The sequence below is a fragment of the Pelagerythrobacter marensis genome (assembly GCF_001028625.1).
GTDB lineage: Bacteria > Pseudomonadota > Alphaproteobacteria > Sphingomonadales > Sphingomonadaceae > Pelagerythrobacter > Pelagerythrobacter marensis.
This window is the reverse complement of record NZ_CP011805.1, coordinates 747,122-761,394: the sequence shown is the minus strand read 5'-3', so window position 1 is coordinate 761,394 and position 14,273 is coordinate 747,122. Positions and strand designations below refer to the sequence as shown.

Annotated in this window: 14 protein-coding genes; 2 read left to right on the top strand and 12 right to left on the bottom strand. The window is 63.2% G+C overall.

Annotated elements, in window-relative coordinates; translation table 11 throughout:
* Nucleotides 1–68: 68 nt before the first annotated feature.
* The 4 genes from frr to rpsB all read right to left on the bottom strand — a co-directional run bounded on the left by frr (nucleotide 69) and on the right by rpsB (nucleotide 3,263).
* Nucleotides 69–626, bottom strand: a complete 558-nt coding sequence (gene frr, locus AM2010_RS03690) for a ribosome recycling factor (RefSeq protein ID WP_047805924.1) — start codon at nucleotides 624–626, stop codon at nucleotides 69–71.
* Nucleotides 627–628: 2 nt separating this feature from the next.
* On the bottom strand, nucleotides 629–1,351 hold the full coding sequence (gene pyrH, locus AM2010_RS03685) for a UMP kinase (protein ID WP_047805923.1): 723 nt from the start codon (nucleotides 1,349–1,351) through the stop codon (nucleotides 629–631).
* 152 nt (nucleotides 1,352–1,503) lie between these two features.
* Nucleotides 1,504–2,430 carry a translation elongation factor Ts gene (tsf, locus tag AM2010_RS03680; protein ID WP_047805922.1) on the bottom strand — a complete coding sequence of 309 codons (927 nt, stop codon included), beginning with the start codon at nucleotides 2,428–2,430 and terminating at the stop codon, nucleotides 1,504–1,506.
* Between the two features lie 83 nt (nucleotides 2,431–2,513).
* Nucleotides 2,514–3,263: a 30S ribosomal protein S2 gene (gene rpsB, locus AM2010_RS03675; protein WP_047805921.1), complete on the bottom strand. Its 750-nt coding sequence runs from the start codon at nucleotides 3,261–3,263 to the stop codon at nucleotides 2,514–2,516.
* Nucleotides 3,264–3,611: 348 nt separating this feature from the next.
* Here rpsB and AM2010_RS14145 point away from each other — a divergent pair, with 348 nt between their 5' ends.
* Nucleotides 3,612–3,908: a hypothetical protein gene (locus AM2010_RS14145; RefSeq protein WP_150115229.1), complete on the top strand. Its 297-nt coding sequence runs from the start codon at nucleotides 3,612–3,614 to the stop codon at nucleotides 3,906–3,908.
* On the opposite strand, the gene AM2010_RS03670 is transcribed toward AM2010_RS14145, so the two are convergent.
* Together AM2010_RS03670 and AM2010_RS03665 are read right to left on the bottom strand one after the other, a co-directional pair.
* Nucleotides 3,829–4,635, bottom strand: coding sequence for a CDP-alcohol phosphatidyltransferase family protein (locus AM2010_RS03670; protein ID WP_047807669.1), 807 nt, complete (start codon nucleotides 4,633–4,635; stop codon nucleotides 3,829–3,831). The genes AM2010_RS14145 and AM2010_RS03670 overlap by 80 nt on opposite strands.
* A 50-nt stretch (nucleotides 4,636–4,685) precedes the next feature.
* Nucleotides 4,686–5,435 carry a phosphatidylserine decarboxylase gene (locus tag AM2010_RS03665; RefSeq protein ID WP_047805920.1) on the bottom strand — a complete coding sequence of 250 codons (750 nt, stop codon included), beginning with the start codon at nucleotides 5,433–5,435 and terminating at the stop codon, nucleotides 4,686–4,688.
* 99 nt (nucleotides 5,436–5,534) lie between these two features.
* On the opposite strand from AM2010_RS03665, the gene AM2010_RS13950 reads away from it, so the two are divergent.
* Nucleotides 5,535–6,617: a phosphatase PAP2 family protein gene (locus AM2010_RS13950; RefSeq protein WP_053043896.1), complete on the top strand. Its 1,083-nt coding sequence runs from the start codon at nucleotides 5,535–5,537 to the stop codon at nucleotides 6,615–6,617.
* Here AM2010_RS13950 and AM2010_RS03655 read toward each other — a convergent pair.
* The 6 genes from AM2010_RS03655 to AM2010_RS03630 all read right to left on the bottom strand — a co-directional run bounded on the left by AM2010_RS03655 (nucleotide 6,578) and on the right by AM2010_RS03630 (nucleotide 14,190).
* Nucleotides 6,578–7,708: a beta-ketoacyl-ACP synthase III gene (locus AM2010_RS03655; protein WP_047805919.1), complete on the bottom strand. Its 1,131-nt coding sequence runs from the start codon at nucleotides 7,706–7,708 to the stop codon at nucleotides 6,578–6,580. The two genes, AM2010_RS13950 and AM2010_RS03655, sit on opposite strands and share 40 nt — an antisense overlap.
* Nucleotides 7,709–7,815: 107 nt before the next feature.
* Nucleotides 7,816–8,202, bottom strand: a complete 387-nt coding sequence (locus AM2010_RS03650) for a hypothetical protein (protein ID WP_047805918.1) — start codon at nucleotides 8,200–8,202, stop codon at nucleotides 7,816–7,818.
* Between the two features lie 33 nt (nucleotides 8,203–8,235).
* Nucleotides 8,236–11,976 carry an Ig-like domain-containing protein gene (locus AM2010_RS03645; RefSeq protein WP_047805917.1) on the bottom strand — a complete coding sequence of 1,247 codons (3,741 nt, stop codon included), beginning with the start codon at nucleotides 11,974–11,976 and terminating at the stop codon, nucleotides 8,236–8,238.
* 48 nt (nucleotides 11,977–12,024) lie between these two features.
* Nucleotides 12,025–12,618 carry a hypothetical protein gene (locus tag AM2010_RS03640; RefSeq protein WP_058350890.1) on the bottom strand — a complete coding sequence of 198 codons (594 nt, stop codon included), beginning with the start codon at nucleotides 12,616–12,618 and terminating at the stop codon, nucleotides 12,025–12,027.
* A 31-nt stretch (nucleotides 12,619–12,649) separates the two neighbouring features.
* Nucleotides 12,650–13,417, bottom strand: a complete 768-nt coding sequence (locus tag AM2010_RS03635; protein WP_047805915.1) for an SH3 domain-containing protein — start codon at nucleotides 13,415–13,417, stop codon at nucleotides 12,650–12,652.
* Nucleotides 13,414–14,190 carry a hypothetical protein gene (locus AM2010_RS03630; RefSeq protein ID WP_053043895.1) on the bottom strand — a complete coding sequence of 259 codons (777 nt, stop codon included), beginning with the start codon at nucleotides 14,188–14,190 and terminating at the stop codon, nucleotides 13,414–13,416. The genes AM2010_RS03635 and AM2010_RS03630 overlap by 4 nt, the downstream gene beginning before the upstream one ends.
* Nucleotides 14,191–14,273 lie beyond the last annotated feature (83 nt).

Below are 14,273 nucleotides of genomic sequence, written 5' to 3'. Positions count from 1 at the left end.
TTCGGCTTTCGCGCAACTGTCGATCGTATCCCCGATGGACACGAAGACGGATCGTGACCCAATCGCGTTCACTGGGTCAGGATTTCCTTCTCCTTCTGCGCCGCAGCTGCATCGGTTTCCGCGACATATTTGTCGGTCAGCTTCTGCACTTCTTCTTCGCTACGCTTGCGGTCGTCCTCGGAGATTTCCTTCTTCTTCTCGTCTTCCTTGAGCGCTTCCATCCCGTCGCGGCGGACGTTGCGGATCGCGATCTTGGCGTTCTCCGCATATTTGCCCGCCAGCTTGGCCAGTTCACGGCGACGCTCTTCCGTCAGATCGGGCATCGGCAGGCGGATCGTCTGCCCGTCGGTCATCGGGTTGAGACCCAGGTTGGCGTGGGCAATGCCCTTCTCGACAGCCATCACGTTCGCCTTGTCCCACACCTGCACCGCCAGCATCCGCGGTTCGGGGGCATTGACCGTGGCCACCTGGCTGAGCGGCATCATCGCGCCGTACACTTCGACCTGTACCGGATCGAGCAGGCTGGTGTTGGCACGGCCGGTGCGCAGGCCCGACAGGTCGCCCTTGAGGCTGTCCACCGCCCCCTGCATGCGACGTTCGATATCACTCTTGTCGTACTTGGCCATTGTCAGGCTTCCTCTTTCACTACCGTCTGGATGCCTTCGCCGGCGAGTACCCGCGCGAGATTGCCCTTCTCGCGGATCGAAAAGACCACGATGGGGATCCCGTTGTCGCGGCACAGTGCAACGGCCGAGGCATCCATAACCCTGAGATTGTTCGCCAGCACTTTGTCGTAACTGACGGTTTCGAAACGTTTGGCAGCGGAATTCAGCTTGGGATCGCTGTCATAAACCCCATCGACGCTCGTCCCCTTGAACAAGGCATCGCAGCGCATCTCCGCAGCGCGCAAGGCGGCGCCGCTGTCGGTGGTGAAATAGGGCGCACCGACGCCGGCGGCGAAGATCACGACCCGCCCCTTCTCAAGGTGACGTTCGGCACGGCGCCGGATCACAGGTTCGCACACCTGATCCATCTGCACGGCCGATTGAACCCGCGTCTGCACGCCGAGTTGTTCGAGGGCGTTCTGCATCGCCAGCGCGTTCATCACCGTCGCCAGCATGCCCATGTAATCGGCCTGGGCACGATCCATCCCCTGCGCCGCGCCGGCCATCCCGCGGAAGATGTTGCCGCCGCCGATCACCAGGCAGATTTCCAGCCCGTTGTCCTTCGCCGCCTTCACTTCCTGCGCGAGTTCCGCAACAAAGGCCGGATCGATCCCGAACTGCTGATCGCCCATCAGCACCTCGCCCGAGAGCTTGAGCAGTATCCGCTTGTATTTCGGGGAAGACATGGGCGAAACGGGTTCCGAAAAGTTGAGAGGGTTGCCGGGGTCCTTAGCCGCCTCGCCCCGCGTGCGCAAAGGGAAAGCCGGTCACTGGGCAGCAAACGAAAACGGCCGCCGAACGTGAAGTCCGGCGGCCGTCTGTTCGCGTAAGAAGAGAATCAGCCAGCAACGGCGGCGGCGACCTCGGCTGCGAAGTCGCTTTCTTCCTTCTCGATGCCTTCACCGAGCTGGAAGCGGACATAATCCTTCAGCACGATCGGCTTGCCGGCATCCTTGCCCGCCTTAGCGACCACGTCTGCGATCGGGGTCTTGTTGTCCATCACGAAGATCTGGCTCAGCAGCGCGTTTTCCTTAGCGAACTTCTTCACCGCGCCTTCGACCATCTTTTCCTGCACTTCGGCCGGCTTGCCGCTTTCGGCAGCCTTTTCCGCCGCGACCTTGCGCTCACGCTCGATCACTTCGGCGTCGAGGCCGTCGGCGTCGAGCGCCTGCGGGAAAGCAGCGGCAATGTGCATCGCCAGTTGCTTGCCCAGCGTTTCGAGCGTGGCAGCATCGGCTTCGCTTTCGAGCGCGACCAGCACGCCGATCTTGCCGAGATTGGTCGCAGCAGCGTTGTGGACGTAGGGAACGACCACGCCGTTATCGACCGACACCGTCTTCATCCGGCGAACCTGCTGGTTCTCGCCGATCGTGGCGACATTGTCGGTCAGCTTTTCGGCCACCGTGCCGCCATCGGGATAGGCCGCCGTCTTGAGCGCCTCGATATCGTCGCCGTCGACCGAAAGTGCGGTTTCGGTGGTCTTGCGCACGAAATCCTGGAACTTGTCGTTCTTGGCGACGAAGTCGGTTTCCGAGTTCACCTCGACCGCAACGCCCCGGGTTCCCTGAACGGCAACGCCGACAAGGCCTTCCGCCGCAGTGCGGCTGGACTTCTTCTGTGCGGTGGCGAGGCCCTTGGCCCGCAGTGCGTCGACTGCAGCCTCGATATCGCCGTTTGCGGCTTCGAGCGCCTTCTTGGCATCCATCATGCCCGCGCCGGTCTTCTCGCGCAGGGTCTTCACGTCAGCGGCAGTGAATGCAGCCATGATCGTTTCCTCTGTAAATCTTGGGCGCCGGGCCCGAGGGTCAGGCCTGGCGCGCTAGGTCATGTTTGTGACAGTCGCCTGAATCAGGCAGCCGTTTCGACCGGGGGCTCTTCCATAGCGCCGACATCGTTGCCGCTTTCGGCAACTTTGCCGCCACGCCCTGCCGCCGCCGCATCGCGCACGGCGTCGCAGTAGAGGCGGACCGCACGGCTGGCGTCATCGTTGCCGGGCACAGGGAAGGCAATCCCGCTGGGATCGACATTGGTGTCGAGCACCGCAATCACCGGAATGCCGAGGACATTGGCTTCCTTGATCGCGAGATCTTCCTTGTTGGCGTCGATCACGAACATCACGTCGGGAATGCCGCCCATGTCGCGAATACCGCCGAGCGAAAGTTCCAGCTTGTCACGTTCGCGCGTAAGCTGGAGAACTTCCTTCTTGGTCAGGCCCGACGTATCGCCCGAAAGCTGTTCTTCCAAGGTTTTGAGGCGCTTGATCGAACCCGAAATCGTCTTCCAGTTGGTGAGCATCCCGCCCAGCCAGCGATGGTTGACGAAGTGCTGGCCGGCAGCGCGAGCCGCTTCCGCAATCGGTTCCTGCGCCTGACGCTTGGTGCCGACGAACAGGACCTTGCCGCCCGAGCGCACGGTCTGCTCGATGAAATCGAGCGCGCGCGAGAACAGCGGAACGGTCTGCGACAGGTCGATGATGTGAACACCGTTGCGGGCGCCGAAGATGTACGGCTTCATCCGCGGGTTCCAGCGGTGGGTCTGGTGGCCGAAGTGTGCGCCGGCCTCGATCAATTGCTGCATGGTGACGGTGGAAGCCGCCATAGGTAATTCCTTTCCGGTTATGCCTCTGGAGAGCTGGAACCGTTCGCGGAGATCCCGCGGCTGGCACCGGTATGTGGCGCTCTCCATGTGGATTTGCGCAGTCGCGATACGGAGGAACGCCCCCCCGGATTCGCTGCGCGGACGCGCCCTTACCCCGATCGGGTGGACAAATCCAGCCTCGATTCGCCGCAGGAAATGGGATGCCGAACGCAAATGCGCTTGACATGGCGGAACAAATAGTGAACATCTGCGGTGTCAGCCGGAACAACCCGGGTGGCGGCACGGTTATCCACAATCCATCCACAGGCTGTCAACAGCCGGGATCGGCCCAGTCGAAGGATCGAGATCATGCTAGAGATCATTCTGTTCGCCCTGTTCCTGACCGTAGCGGCCATCTCGCTGGCGGTGCTGGGCGACAGCTTCGTTCGCGGGCGGGAAGCCTTCGCCCGTCTACGCCACGAACTGGGACAGGATGCGATGACCGGATCGATCCGGGTCACGGTCACCACGCCGGCGACCTGTCGCATGGCAAGCGATGGAGGGCGCGAGTCGCGCCTTCGCCCGGTCAGTCGATCGGCGGCAGACCGTTCGCCTCGGTCGATGGCGTCGGCGCGCGCGCGGCACCCGCTTCCCGTAGCCGCTTGACCCGCGCATAGCGCACCAGCGAATAGGGCATGAGGGCAAGATAGACCGCACAAATGGCAACCAGCGCCCACCACGGTTCGAGCAGGAGCGCGGCGCACAGTATCCCCACCCCTGCAATCAGTTCCAGGCGCACGTTTCTGCGGGGCCGGATCGAAGTCCAGCTCAACGTCGCGATGTTGGAAATCATCAGGAACGCCATGCCCACCATCCACACGGCGCAGATGATCGGCTCGCGAAACTCCTCCCGCCCCGTCGCCATCCACAGGTAGAACGGCAGAAATGCCAGGCCAGCCCCGACCGGCGCCGGTACGCCGGTAAGAAAGCCCGCCGATTTATGGGGTTGATGGTCGACATCGATCTGCGCGTTGAACCGCGCCAGGCGAAGCGCACAGCAGATGGCGAAAGCAAGCGCCGCGAACCATCCCAGCCGGGGGAGATCCTGCAAGGTCCAGAGGTAGAAAATGATCGCCGGCGCCATGCCGAATGAAAGCGAATCGGCCAGACTGTCCAGCTCTGCCCCGAAACGGGACTGAGCCTTCAGCAGGCGGGCAATCCGGCCATCAATCCCGTCGAGAAGGCCGGCGAGAATGACGGCGAAGATCGCCAGGCTCCAGTTTTCGGCAATCGCGAAACGGATGCCGGTCAGCCCGGAGCACAGCGCGGCGGCAGTGATCGCGTTGGGCAGCACTGCCCTGAGCGAGAGCCCGCGAGCCCGCCCCGCGGGCATCGGGACCTCGTCTTCCGCAGCCTTGGGACCGAGGCGCGGATAATCGTCGTTCACTGTGCGATGCCTTCGATCAGCCGACGCTCGCCGATTTCGGCCAGCACTGTTTCACCGGCAACGACTTTCTGCCCCACGAGCACGCGCGGATCGGTGCCCGCCGGAAGATAGACGTCCACGCGGCTGCCGAAGCGGATCAGGCCAACCCGCGCGCCCGCAGCCAGGGTGTCGCCGGGCTTGACGAAGGGCACGATCCGGCGCGCCACCAGTCCCGCAATCTGGGTAAAGCCGAGCATCAGGCCGTCATGCCGTTCGATCAGGATGTGCTGACGCTCGTTATCCTCGCTCGCCTTGTCGAGATCGGCGTTCATGAACTTGCCGGGGATATAGACCAGCCGCCGCACTGTGCCGCCGATCGGTGCCCGGTTTATATGGACATCGAACACGCTCATGAAGATCGAGATGCGGGTCACCGGCTCGCGCGCCAGCGAAGGCGTGCCGCTGCCGTCGTCCATCGTCAGTTCCGCAGGCGGTTCGACTTGCGCGATCAGCGAGACGAGCCCGTCGGCCGGCGAGACGATGAACCGGTCGTCCTGCGGCACCACCCGCTCGGGATCGCGGAAGAAGGCGAATACACCCAGCGACAGGAATGCCATCGGCCAGGCGATCGTTTCCCACGCCATAAATGCCGCGAACAGGCTGATGCCGACGGCAATCAGCCCGAATTTGCGCCCTTCGGGATGGATCGGCGGCCAGTGCCACCCCACATCACCGCGCCCTTTGTTATCGACCAGTTCGCCTGCCATCCGTGCCATCTAGGGCCTTGCCGCGATGCAAACAAGCGGATCGCGGCAAAGTGCACTTCGTTAAACCGATACTTACCATATCGCCCTATTCACGCGGCGATGGATACGCGAGGCACAATACTGCGGCGCTGGAGCGGCGAGATCCCGGTGTTCGCCGCGACGCTGGCGCTGTTCGCGCTCTGCGCGGCGTTGCTCGCGAACCGCGGGATCGCGCTGGACACGGGGCCGGTCCTTGCCAACGCCCGTATCTACCTGTTTTCGATCATCGCCTGGATGGCCGTTGATGCGGCGTATCATCTGGCGCGAAACCGCCCGAACGAACCCTTCGCCGCACTCCATCGCCGCTACGCCGGCCCGGTAGCGATTCGCCGGTGGATCGCCGGCGCGCCTCTGCTGGCGCTGTGTGTCCTGCTGATGCCGTTCTTCTCGAAGATGAAGGCGGCGATTCCCCTGTTCAACGATTATACCTGGGACGCGACTTTCATCGCGTGGGATCGGGCGATTTTCTTCGGCTACGATGCCTGGCAGGTGCTCCAGCCGGTATTCGGCTACCCGGTGGTGACCGCCCTGCTCGGGCTGCTGTATCAGCTCTGGTTTCTCCTGCTCTATGTCGGCTGCCTCTTTATGGCATTTGCCGCCATCGATCCGGGCCTGCGGCGGCAGTTCTTCCTGTCGTATACGCTGTCATGGTCGGTGATCGGCGGCGGCGTCGCGACCGCGCTGGCATCGGTCGGGCCGTGCTTTCTTGGCCCGCTTCTCGGCGATCAGACCTTCAGCGCGCAGATGGCCTACCTCAATGCTGCCGATGCGCAGATCCCCGTGATGCCTCTGACCGTGCAGCAGATGCTGCTCGACTGGCATCATACCGATGCAAACGGTCTGGGCAGCGGAATCACTGCCATGCCCAGTATGCACGTCGCCATCGCGTTTCTCTTCTGGCTGGCGGTACGGCGCATCTCACCGCTCGTGGGACGGTGGATGCTGGCCTTCTTCGTCCTCACCTGGATCGGTTCGGTCCACCTTGCCTATCACTACGCGGTAGACGGGCTGGTGTCGGTCATCCTGGTGGCGGCGTTGTGGCGCATGTCTGGCGTGGTCGTCGGCTGGTGGGACAACCGCCTGGCGCACAATGCGCGCGAGATTTACCCCGCCTTGCGAACGAAAACCGTCCCGGCCGAATAGCCCGCGCCGAAACTGCAGATCAGCCCGGTGTCGCCTGCGCGCAAGTCTTCACTGTGCAGGTGAAATGCGATGATCGATCCTGCGCTGGACGTATTGCCGTAAGTATCGAGCACGGTGGGGCTTTCATCGGCATTCGCCTCGTGCCCCAGCACGCGCTGCGCGATCAGGCGGTTCATGCCCGCATTGGCCTGATGCAGCCATAACCGGCGCAAGCCGTGGGAATCGATTCCCAGCCGCTCCGCCTCGTCGACGATCATCTGCGCGACCATCGGGACGACTTCCTTGAACACCTTGCGCCCTTCCTGGACGAAAAGCTTGTCGGGCGTATCGGCCGTTTCGGGATGGGCGCGATTCAGGAAGCCGAAGTTGTTGCGGATATTGTTGGAAAACACCGTTTTCAGCCGCGTGCCGAGAATATCCCAATGTGCATCGGGCGCGATCGCGGCGTCTTCAACCAGCACCGCGGTCGCAACGTCGCCAAAAATGAAATGGCTGTCGCGGTCGCGCCAGTTGAGATGCCCGCTGGTAATCTCTGGGCTGACCACCAGAACGGATCGCGCGTGCCCGGCCCGGATGTAATCCGCTGCCGTCTGAATTCCGAACGTGGCCGAGGAACAGGCGACGTTCATGTCGAATGCGAACCCCTCGATCCCCAGCGCCTGCTGAATTTCGATGGCCATCGCGGGATAGGGGCGTTCCATGTTCGATGCTGCGCACAGCACCGCATCGACATCGCGCGCCTGCCGCCCCGCCCGCGCCAGCGCGTCCTGCGCTGCGGCAACTCCGATCTCCGCCAGGATCGACAGGTCCTCGTCTGCGCGCTCGGCCCAGCGCGGGGCCATGACGTCAGGATCCAGGACGGGCGCCTTTGCCATGACGTGGCGCGATTTTATCCCGCTCGCCTTCTCGATGAACTCGACCGAGCTTGGCTCCAGCGCAGCAACCTCGCCCGCCGCGATCGCGCCCGCATGGTCTGCGTTGAATCTCTCGACGTAGCGATTGAAGCTCGCGACCAGTTCTTCGTTCGAAATGCTCTCTGGCGGCGTGAAAAGACCGGTCGCAGAAATGACGGGGCGTTGTGCTGTTTCCATCGCCACGGATTAGAGCGGCTCGCCTTCCAGAGCAAGGATGCGGGAAAGGGGATGGAGCGGCATTAATAGCGTTGCGAAGCGCCGGAACCAGCTGAAAGGCTCACCTCCTAACAGCGCGCAACCACCGAAACCTGCCGTTCCCCGGAGTTGCCGGTATCGCTCAGCGTCGCTTCGGCGCGAATGAGCGTGCCCCATTCCTTTACGATCGGTTCGGCGGGCTGTCCGCGGTCGACCCATTTACCGCCCATGTTCATCCGGGTGGTGGTCCAGTTCTTGTCGTCGCGAATGACGCTGATGATCTGAACGTGATCGGCGCGGGAGACGATCACGGTAACATCCGTATCCTCGATCAGCAGTCGGGCCGGCATGGCGCCCTCAGGCGTCAATGCGCAGGCCGCAATCTGATGGACGGTCGTTTCGTCACCGAGGGTCAGATGCGCCGTGCCGGCCGTGGGGGTGGACGTCATCGCGAAAGTCAGAGCAAGGGCAAACATTTGCGTCTCCAGTTGATGTGTTGGCAAGGATGGTCAGGGCTGCTGCGGGCATTCACCGGCCAGCCGGAAGCCTGCGGCATCCTCGCCCGCGCCCACTTTACCCCGGGCCGCGAGTTGTCCGTCTTCCGCAAGGTCCATGGACCAGCCCTCCGCCGGACTGCCCTGGTTGCTCACGTCGTAGCCATCGCTGCGCGAAAGCGTGGCTGCGATCGAGCCTCCGGCGCGCTGCATCCGTATTTCCAGCCGGCTTCCCGGGTTCGTTTCGAACACCACGCCCAGTCCCGTGAGGCCGCCGCCGCCGTCGAAATCGCACCGCGTGATCGTTGCCGGGACAGTGGGGCTGCCTCCGACTTCGAGCGTGATCTCCCCTTCGGCGGTGACGGTGATTTCTCGACTGGGGTCAGGCTGCCGGGCCGGTTGCCTGTCCGGCCGACCGGTGACCGCACCGCCCGCCCCCAGCGCGGGACGATCGGGCGTCCAGGGGGACGGTTCCTCGCGTTCGGCCACGGCATCGACGACGAATTCCAGTCGCAGCTCTTCCTGCAGGTCACGTCCGTCGACCGCGCGCAGCTCCGTCCCCACGACTGCGGTGTATGTCCGGCCCGCGATGGGGCTGCGAGGCTTTATCGAGAGTATCGTGCCGGAGGGGCTAAGCGAGACATTCGCCGCAACATCCGCACCGCTGGTTTCAAGCCTCACGGCGTTCAGCGTCGCGGGGTCTATCTGAACGTTGAAGGCAGCGCCGGCGGGGCTTTCGGAAACGGGCATGTCGAGCCGTGACGGCCAGCTGGTGAGAGGTTCCAGCGGGATGCTGAGCTGCAGGGGCAGTATCGTCCTGCGTTCGGAAACGCCGTCGTGGGCAATGATAGCGAAGGCGGAGCGCGGGCCCGGCGTCAGCGTACGCGGATCGGGCGTGTAGTGCGTTTCGAAAAGAAAATGCGCCAGCGTCGACCACACCCTTCCATCGGGAGAATATCGGACGGTATACGTCGTCGCGTCCGCCGGGCTCGATCCGGCCGTCCATTCCAGCATATCGCCTGCTGCGTAAGTGGAGCCAGGCGCATGGGATGTGACAGTCGGGCTGACCAGTTCACCGGACGCGCGCATTTCGGCCAGGATTTGCGTTCCATTCAGCAGGACAATCCGCGCCGGTTCACCCGAGAGGGCCAGCGTGGCCGCGAAGGGCCAGACGGTTTCTTCAGACGACAGGGGGCCGACCGGGGCCCGTGCCAACAGGGCGCCGTCGGCACCCTCCACGCGCAGTTCATACGGCCCTGCCCCCGACAGCGGATCCCGCGGCCCAGGAACGCCGGTGGCGGGCAGGAACTGCGCCTTCGTGCCATCGCTGAGGCCGGAGATCATGATCCAGCGGCGATCGCGATCAGCACTGTCATCGAACAACACGCTGTTGGAAATATCGGCGGCGGAGGCACCGCCGTACAGAAAAAGGTCCCCGTCGAGCGCCGAGAGCGAGCCGGTGTGTGCGGCTGCCTTGCGCAGGATCGCCGGCATCCGCTTCACCAGCCAGTCGTACTGGTCGCCATCGATCCAATATTCGTTTCGGTGATCGTAGGCGCACGGGAACATCAAATTGCGCATCGAGTCGCGAGACTGTGCGTTGCCGTATCTGGAAGATTTCTGCCAACCGGTCGTACCGTCGAGCGCGATACGCATACCGTCGATGCCGGAGGCCTTGGTCTCCCGGTAGGTGTCGCACACTTCCGCCCGGTGCCCACCCCCGTCGACATAGGGCGCGTGCGGAAGCGCGAAGACATGGCCGAATTCGTGCTCGATCAGCGGGGCGGTGACGAATCCCGGGATAACCCCGTTAGGCAGGGGGCCGCTGCTCATGACGATCATGCTGCGGCTCGGACTCGCCGGATCGAGGGTCAGGGCCATGTCGGATTCGGACGGATTTGGGTCGAGTCTCTCGCCCGGCCACGCGATCAGCCCGGCCGGCTGTTTGAACTGCGCGGAAGTTCGCCCCGATCCGCCCAAGCTGGGCGGATGGTAGGAAACGATCACGTGCGCGACCGAGTGCGCCGCGATATGTTCGTTAAACAGTCGCAAGAGCGCCGAGAGGCTTTTGGCGTCCTGGTCGCAGAAGAACTTGTCGAACGCATCAGGCAGCTCGCAGACTGCCTGCGCGATGTTGTAGGTGCCCTGGTACCGGCCGACGACGCGGGCAACGGGGAGGAACTGGTTCAGGTAGGTCTGCTGCTGCTGCGCGGCCAGCAGGGCATAGTGCCGCGCGCGATCGTCGGCTTCCTGCGCCCACTCGGCATGCTCGGCGAGGTAATAGTCGAACAACAGCAGGTCGCTGCTCTCAGCCGCATACTGCATGGTGAGATCCGCTGTCTCAGGTTCCAGCTCGGCGGTCTCGGGATATGGGTTTGCCGGCGTGACCTTGGCGGTAAAGCGCGACGGCAGCGAACCGAGTGTCGGCTTCCAGTCGAACAGATCCAGACTGTGCTCCCCCCGACGGCGTTCCTCATCCGAAATCAGGTCCGGGCGCCGAACGCGCTCGGTAATCTCTGGAAAGACGGGATTATCTTCGAAATCGGTGATCTCGGCCAGGACGGGATAGTTCAGCACTTGCCAGGCGTAATGGACATCGTCCCGTTGCTCCCACTCTACAAAAATTCTTCCGGCAGCCGGCTTGTCCTTGACCAGCGGCGCATCACGGGAAACCTGATGGATTTCGAGCCGCAGGTCCTCCGGTTCAACATAGGTGGAGAACGAGAATCGGAAATCATCAGCAAGCTTCTCCTCTTCCAGGCCGCGAATCCCGTCGTCCCCTGACATGACTTCGATGTCGTAAACCGTTCCGCCCAGAAGCGGCTCCGTGGGCCTGACGCGGATACGGTTTGATGCGACAAGGGACAGGTCCGCGGCGACGAAAATCGGCCCCCCGCCGGGATTGCGAGTGGTCATGAACACGGTGGTCTCGTCCAGTGTCGCCGTTTCAATGGGGGCATCAAACTCGATGAAGAAGTCCGCGCCTTCGAGAACCACGTTCTCGCGGCCGCCTTCGGGCATTGTCTCGACGACTTGCAGAAACTCCTTCTCCTCACACAGCGTGAGATTGAAAAGGTCCTCTGTCGCGGGGGTCCGTTCGAGGGTGAAAGTCGCGTCCAGCCGGAGTTCTTCGAGCCTTCCTTCCCGCTGCCGCTCGTAATCGAACGTCTGGCCCGCAACGGGCGCTACGACCGAAATGAACGTGCCTGAGAGGCGAAGCGTGAACTTGTCCTCACTCCATTCCGTGACAATCGCAGCCGGGTTCTTCGCTTCCGCTCCATATACGGGAAACACCTGAGCATCGGAACGGCCCGTCGCGGCCAGTCGGTTTTCGAACGATACGGTGGCGAAGCTCGCGCGGGCGTTCGCGGCATCCAGCCCGTGGATTGCATCGATCTGGCGTCGCCCGGGGCCGCAGGGAATGGTCCCGATATGGATTTCGGAAAATGTATCGCCGGTCCGATGCCGATGATCATGCAGAACAATCCCGAAGTAGTCCCGATTGCGATAGCCGCGACGAACGAAGATGGCCTGCCCTTCCATCTGGCCATCTGCCTGGGAGACCGAACTTCCCTGCACCGTTCCCGACCAGGAACCGACCAGCCGGTCACCGTAACTCACATCGTAGCTGTCGCGGTACGGTGCATTGGGATCGCGCGCCTGGGCATCCGCTGCTGGGCTAAACACGAGCAGGTGAAGCAGAACCCCGCATACCAGCATGAAGGTTGCGAACCCGTTCCTGTTTAGCCCCAGCATCAGTCGTTCCTCGTCATTCCAATTCACGCCCCGTCAGAAAACGCGGGATCACGCGCTTTCGTGCAGCGCCGTGTCGAACGTTCCTTCCACGGTGACACAATCGCTTGTGTCAGGTTCGGAGAAGAAATCGGCCTTCCGGCAAAGATTGGCGGTGTACCGGCCGCTTGCCGAGGCAGCGCCTTGCTCGAACGACACTTCGTCGAGCGTGACCTGCGGTGCCGGCGCGTTTCCTTCGCTGTGATAGAATGATCCTTCCATCCCTGTCGGCCAGTACGAGATCGTGGCCCCGGCCACGGGCGCGGACGCATCGCTTCCAGCCAGCGTGAACTCGACCGCGAGCACATTCTGCATGAACCCGTCCGCGGCGGGATCGTGAGCCTGAATCTTCACGCTCTTGACCGCGCCAAGATCCCGAAATTCGGCCGAAGCAGCCCTCTCGCCAGCCGCTCCCACAGTCTCTCCACGATAGGCTTTGCCGCCAATAGTGGCGTTCAGCTCGCCGATCTTCGAATTTTCAGTGGTGATGTTTTCGGCTTCATTGCCGGCTTCGCCTTCCGGTTCGGAGGATGGGGAACAGGCGGCCATCATCCCCAGTGCGATCATGCACAGGGCGGCGACAGAGGGTTTGGCAGTCAATGTCATGGCAAATTCCTTGGTGAAGAAAAGGTGACAATCAGGGAAACGACCAGCCGTCATGCTCAATGCGGACGACTCGAATGGGGCTGCCCGGTTGCGCTGGATCGGCACGCAGTCTGACAACCGCGGTGTGCCGCCGCCCGAAGTTCACGATCTCCACGTTGACGGTGATCATTCCGCGAAACATGGGTTGATCGGGATCCGCAAACGGTTCGCCGTAGCTGCCGTCGAAATCCTGCGCGCCGAACAGGGGATCGGCCTGGGGCGGCTGCGAGCGCATCGCTGCCACGACATCGGCAGAGAAGTAATTTCGCGCATTGGCGGGATCGAGGGGATGCCGCGCCGGCGCCGCGTATGGATCGGCGTTGGCGTAAAGGCTGCGCACGAGGCTGACCGCCTCGGCGATCATCGCATCGCCAGTAGGCGATACGGTGGCCGTGCCTGCGCCATCGGGCATCAGGTAATGCTGGCGAACCCAGCCGGACCTCGACAGGTCAGCCGAACGCATCAGGCACCAGCTGGTGGGAAGCCCCTCACGCTGCTCCCGGGTCAGCTTCTCCTGCACGCCCGCAATCAGCAGCGGCACGCAGGTCACCTGCTGCAAATCGCGGGCATCGTGGTCGAACGCATCGATGACCGGATACTGCGTTCCCGGACCCATCCGCGCGTTGAGCACATCGTCTGCGGCAACATTCGTGACGCGCCAGGCATCAGGGCCATGGCCGTCGATCTCCGCGCTGGCGGTGGACGAGGCGCATATGAGGCCCGCCAATGCCAGGCGCACCATCCAGGTCCGGCCGCTCATTGCACGAGGCTCCGCGTGCTGACTGCGCCGATGGCGTCGATCGTGGCATGAGCGGCACGCTCGCGACCGCCGCCGCCCGAAACGTTCTTCAGCCGAACGTAGGAAAACGCGGCGTAGGGGCCGAAGCCTGCGGCGTCGATATCGATGCCCCCATGCGATCCATCGACGCTGCCGACCGCCTCCCAGTCCTTTCCATCGACGCCGACTTCGACCGATAGGCGGGAACTTGCGTCGCCCATGAAGACCCAAAGATCGCTGGCCTCGTCCCCGCTGCCGGTCAGGGCATTGTCGGTAAAGCGCACGACGATTTTTCCGCCAGGTGCCAGCGCAACGACAGGGCAGTCGCGGCGTTCATCACACGATTGTCCCGTATCGCGGTCAGGCTCGCCCAGAACGTTGCCCGGCCCCTGCAATGTACGCGAAAGCTCCCGGTGATTGCCCGGCTCATATGTGACCACTGCATCCGCGAACGAGAGTTCGCCCATCGGGAACCGGATGTCGGCACCTCCCTCGACGCCGGGGTAATCCCTTGGTCCGGTGTCGCGGCGTACGATCTCTGGTTCTTCACCCCTGCTTCTGGCCGCGCTGATGCACGTTGCATCGCCGAGAGCGCAACGGGTGGCCTTGCGCGCTTCCCGCTCCACTTTCCCTTCGATCTCTCCTTTGACTGCGCGCTCAGCACGGTCGAGGAGGCGATCGAAAAACTGCGCGTGCGCGGGCGCGCCGCTTGCCGCGATCGCGATCAGCGCAATGAGACGCAAGGATAGGCGCATGGCTTGGTACTCCCTGGAGTTGCTGCATGGCGTCCCTGTGACGGGCCCGGAACGATCACACGCCCGGGCGGGACAGGGCCGGT

What these genes read in the sequence shown, in the direction of transcription:
- tsf (WP_047805922.1), bottom strand. Translation starts at nt 2,430, where the DNA reads ATGGCTGCATTCACTGCCGCTGACGTGAAGACCCTGCGCGAGAAGACC.
- AM2010_RS03655 (WP_047805919.1), bottom strand. Translation starts at nt 7,708, where the DNA reads ATGGAAACAGCACAACGCCCCGTCATTTCTGCGACCGGTCTTTTCACG.
- AM2010_RS03645 (WP_047805917.1), bottom strand. Translation starts at nt 11,976, where the DNA reads ATGCTGGGGCTAAACAGGAACGGGTTCGCAACCTTCATGCTGGTATGC.
- AM2010_RS03650 (WP_047805918.1), bottom strand. Translation starts at nt 8,202, where the DNA reads ATGTTTGCCCTTGCTCTGACTTTCGCGATGACGTCCACCCCCACGGCC.
- AM2010_RS03630 (WP_053043895.1), bottom strand. Translation starts at nt 14,190, where the DNA reads ATGCGCCTATCCTTGCGTCTCATTGCGCTGATCGCGATCGCGGCAAGC.
- pyrH (WP_047805923.1), bottom strand. Translation starts at nt 1,351, where the DNA reads ATGTCTTCCCCGAAATACAAGCGGATACTGCTCAAGCTCTCGGGCGAG.
- AM2010_RS03665 (WP_047805920.1), bottom strand. Translation starts at nt 5,435, where the DNA reads ATGGCAGGCGAACTGGTCGATAACAAAGGGCGCGGTGATGTGGGGTGG.
- AM2010_RS14145 (WP_150115229.1), top strand. Translation starts at nt 3,612, where the DNA reads ATGCTAGAGATCATTCTGTTCGCCCTGTTCCTGACCGTAGCGGCCATC.
- AM2010_RS03635 (WP_047805915.1), bottom strand. Translation starts at nt 13,417, where the DNA reads ATGAGCGGCCGGACCTGGATGGTGCGCCTGGCATTGGCGGGCCTCATA.
- frr (WP_047805924.1), bottom strand. Translation starts at nt 626, where the DNA reads ATGGCCAAGTACGACAAGAGTGATATCGAACGTCGCATGCAGGGGGCG.
- AM2010_RS03640 (WP_058350890.1), bottom strand. Translation starts at nt 12,618, where the DNA reads ATGACATTGACTGCCAAACCCTCTGTCGCCGCCCTGTGCATGATCGCA.
- AM2010_RS03670 (WP_047807669.1), bottom strand. Translation starts at nt 4,635, where the DNA reads ATGCCCGCGGGGCGGGCTCGCGGGCTCTCGCTCAGGGCAGTGCTGCCC.
- AM2010_RS13950 (WP_053043896.1), top strand. Translation starts at nt 5,535, where the DNA reads ATGGATACGCGAGGCACAATACTGCGGCGCTGGAGCGGCGAGATCCCG.
- rpsB (WP_047805921.1), bottom strand. Translation starts at nt 3,263, where the DNA reads ATGGCGGCTTCCACCGTCACCATGCAGCAATTGATCGAGGCCGGCGCA.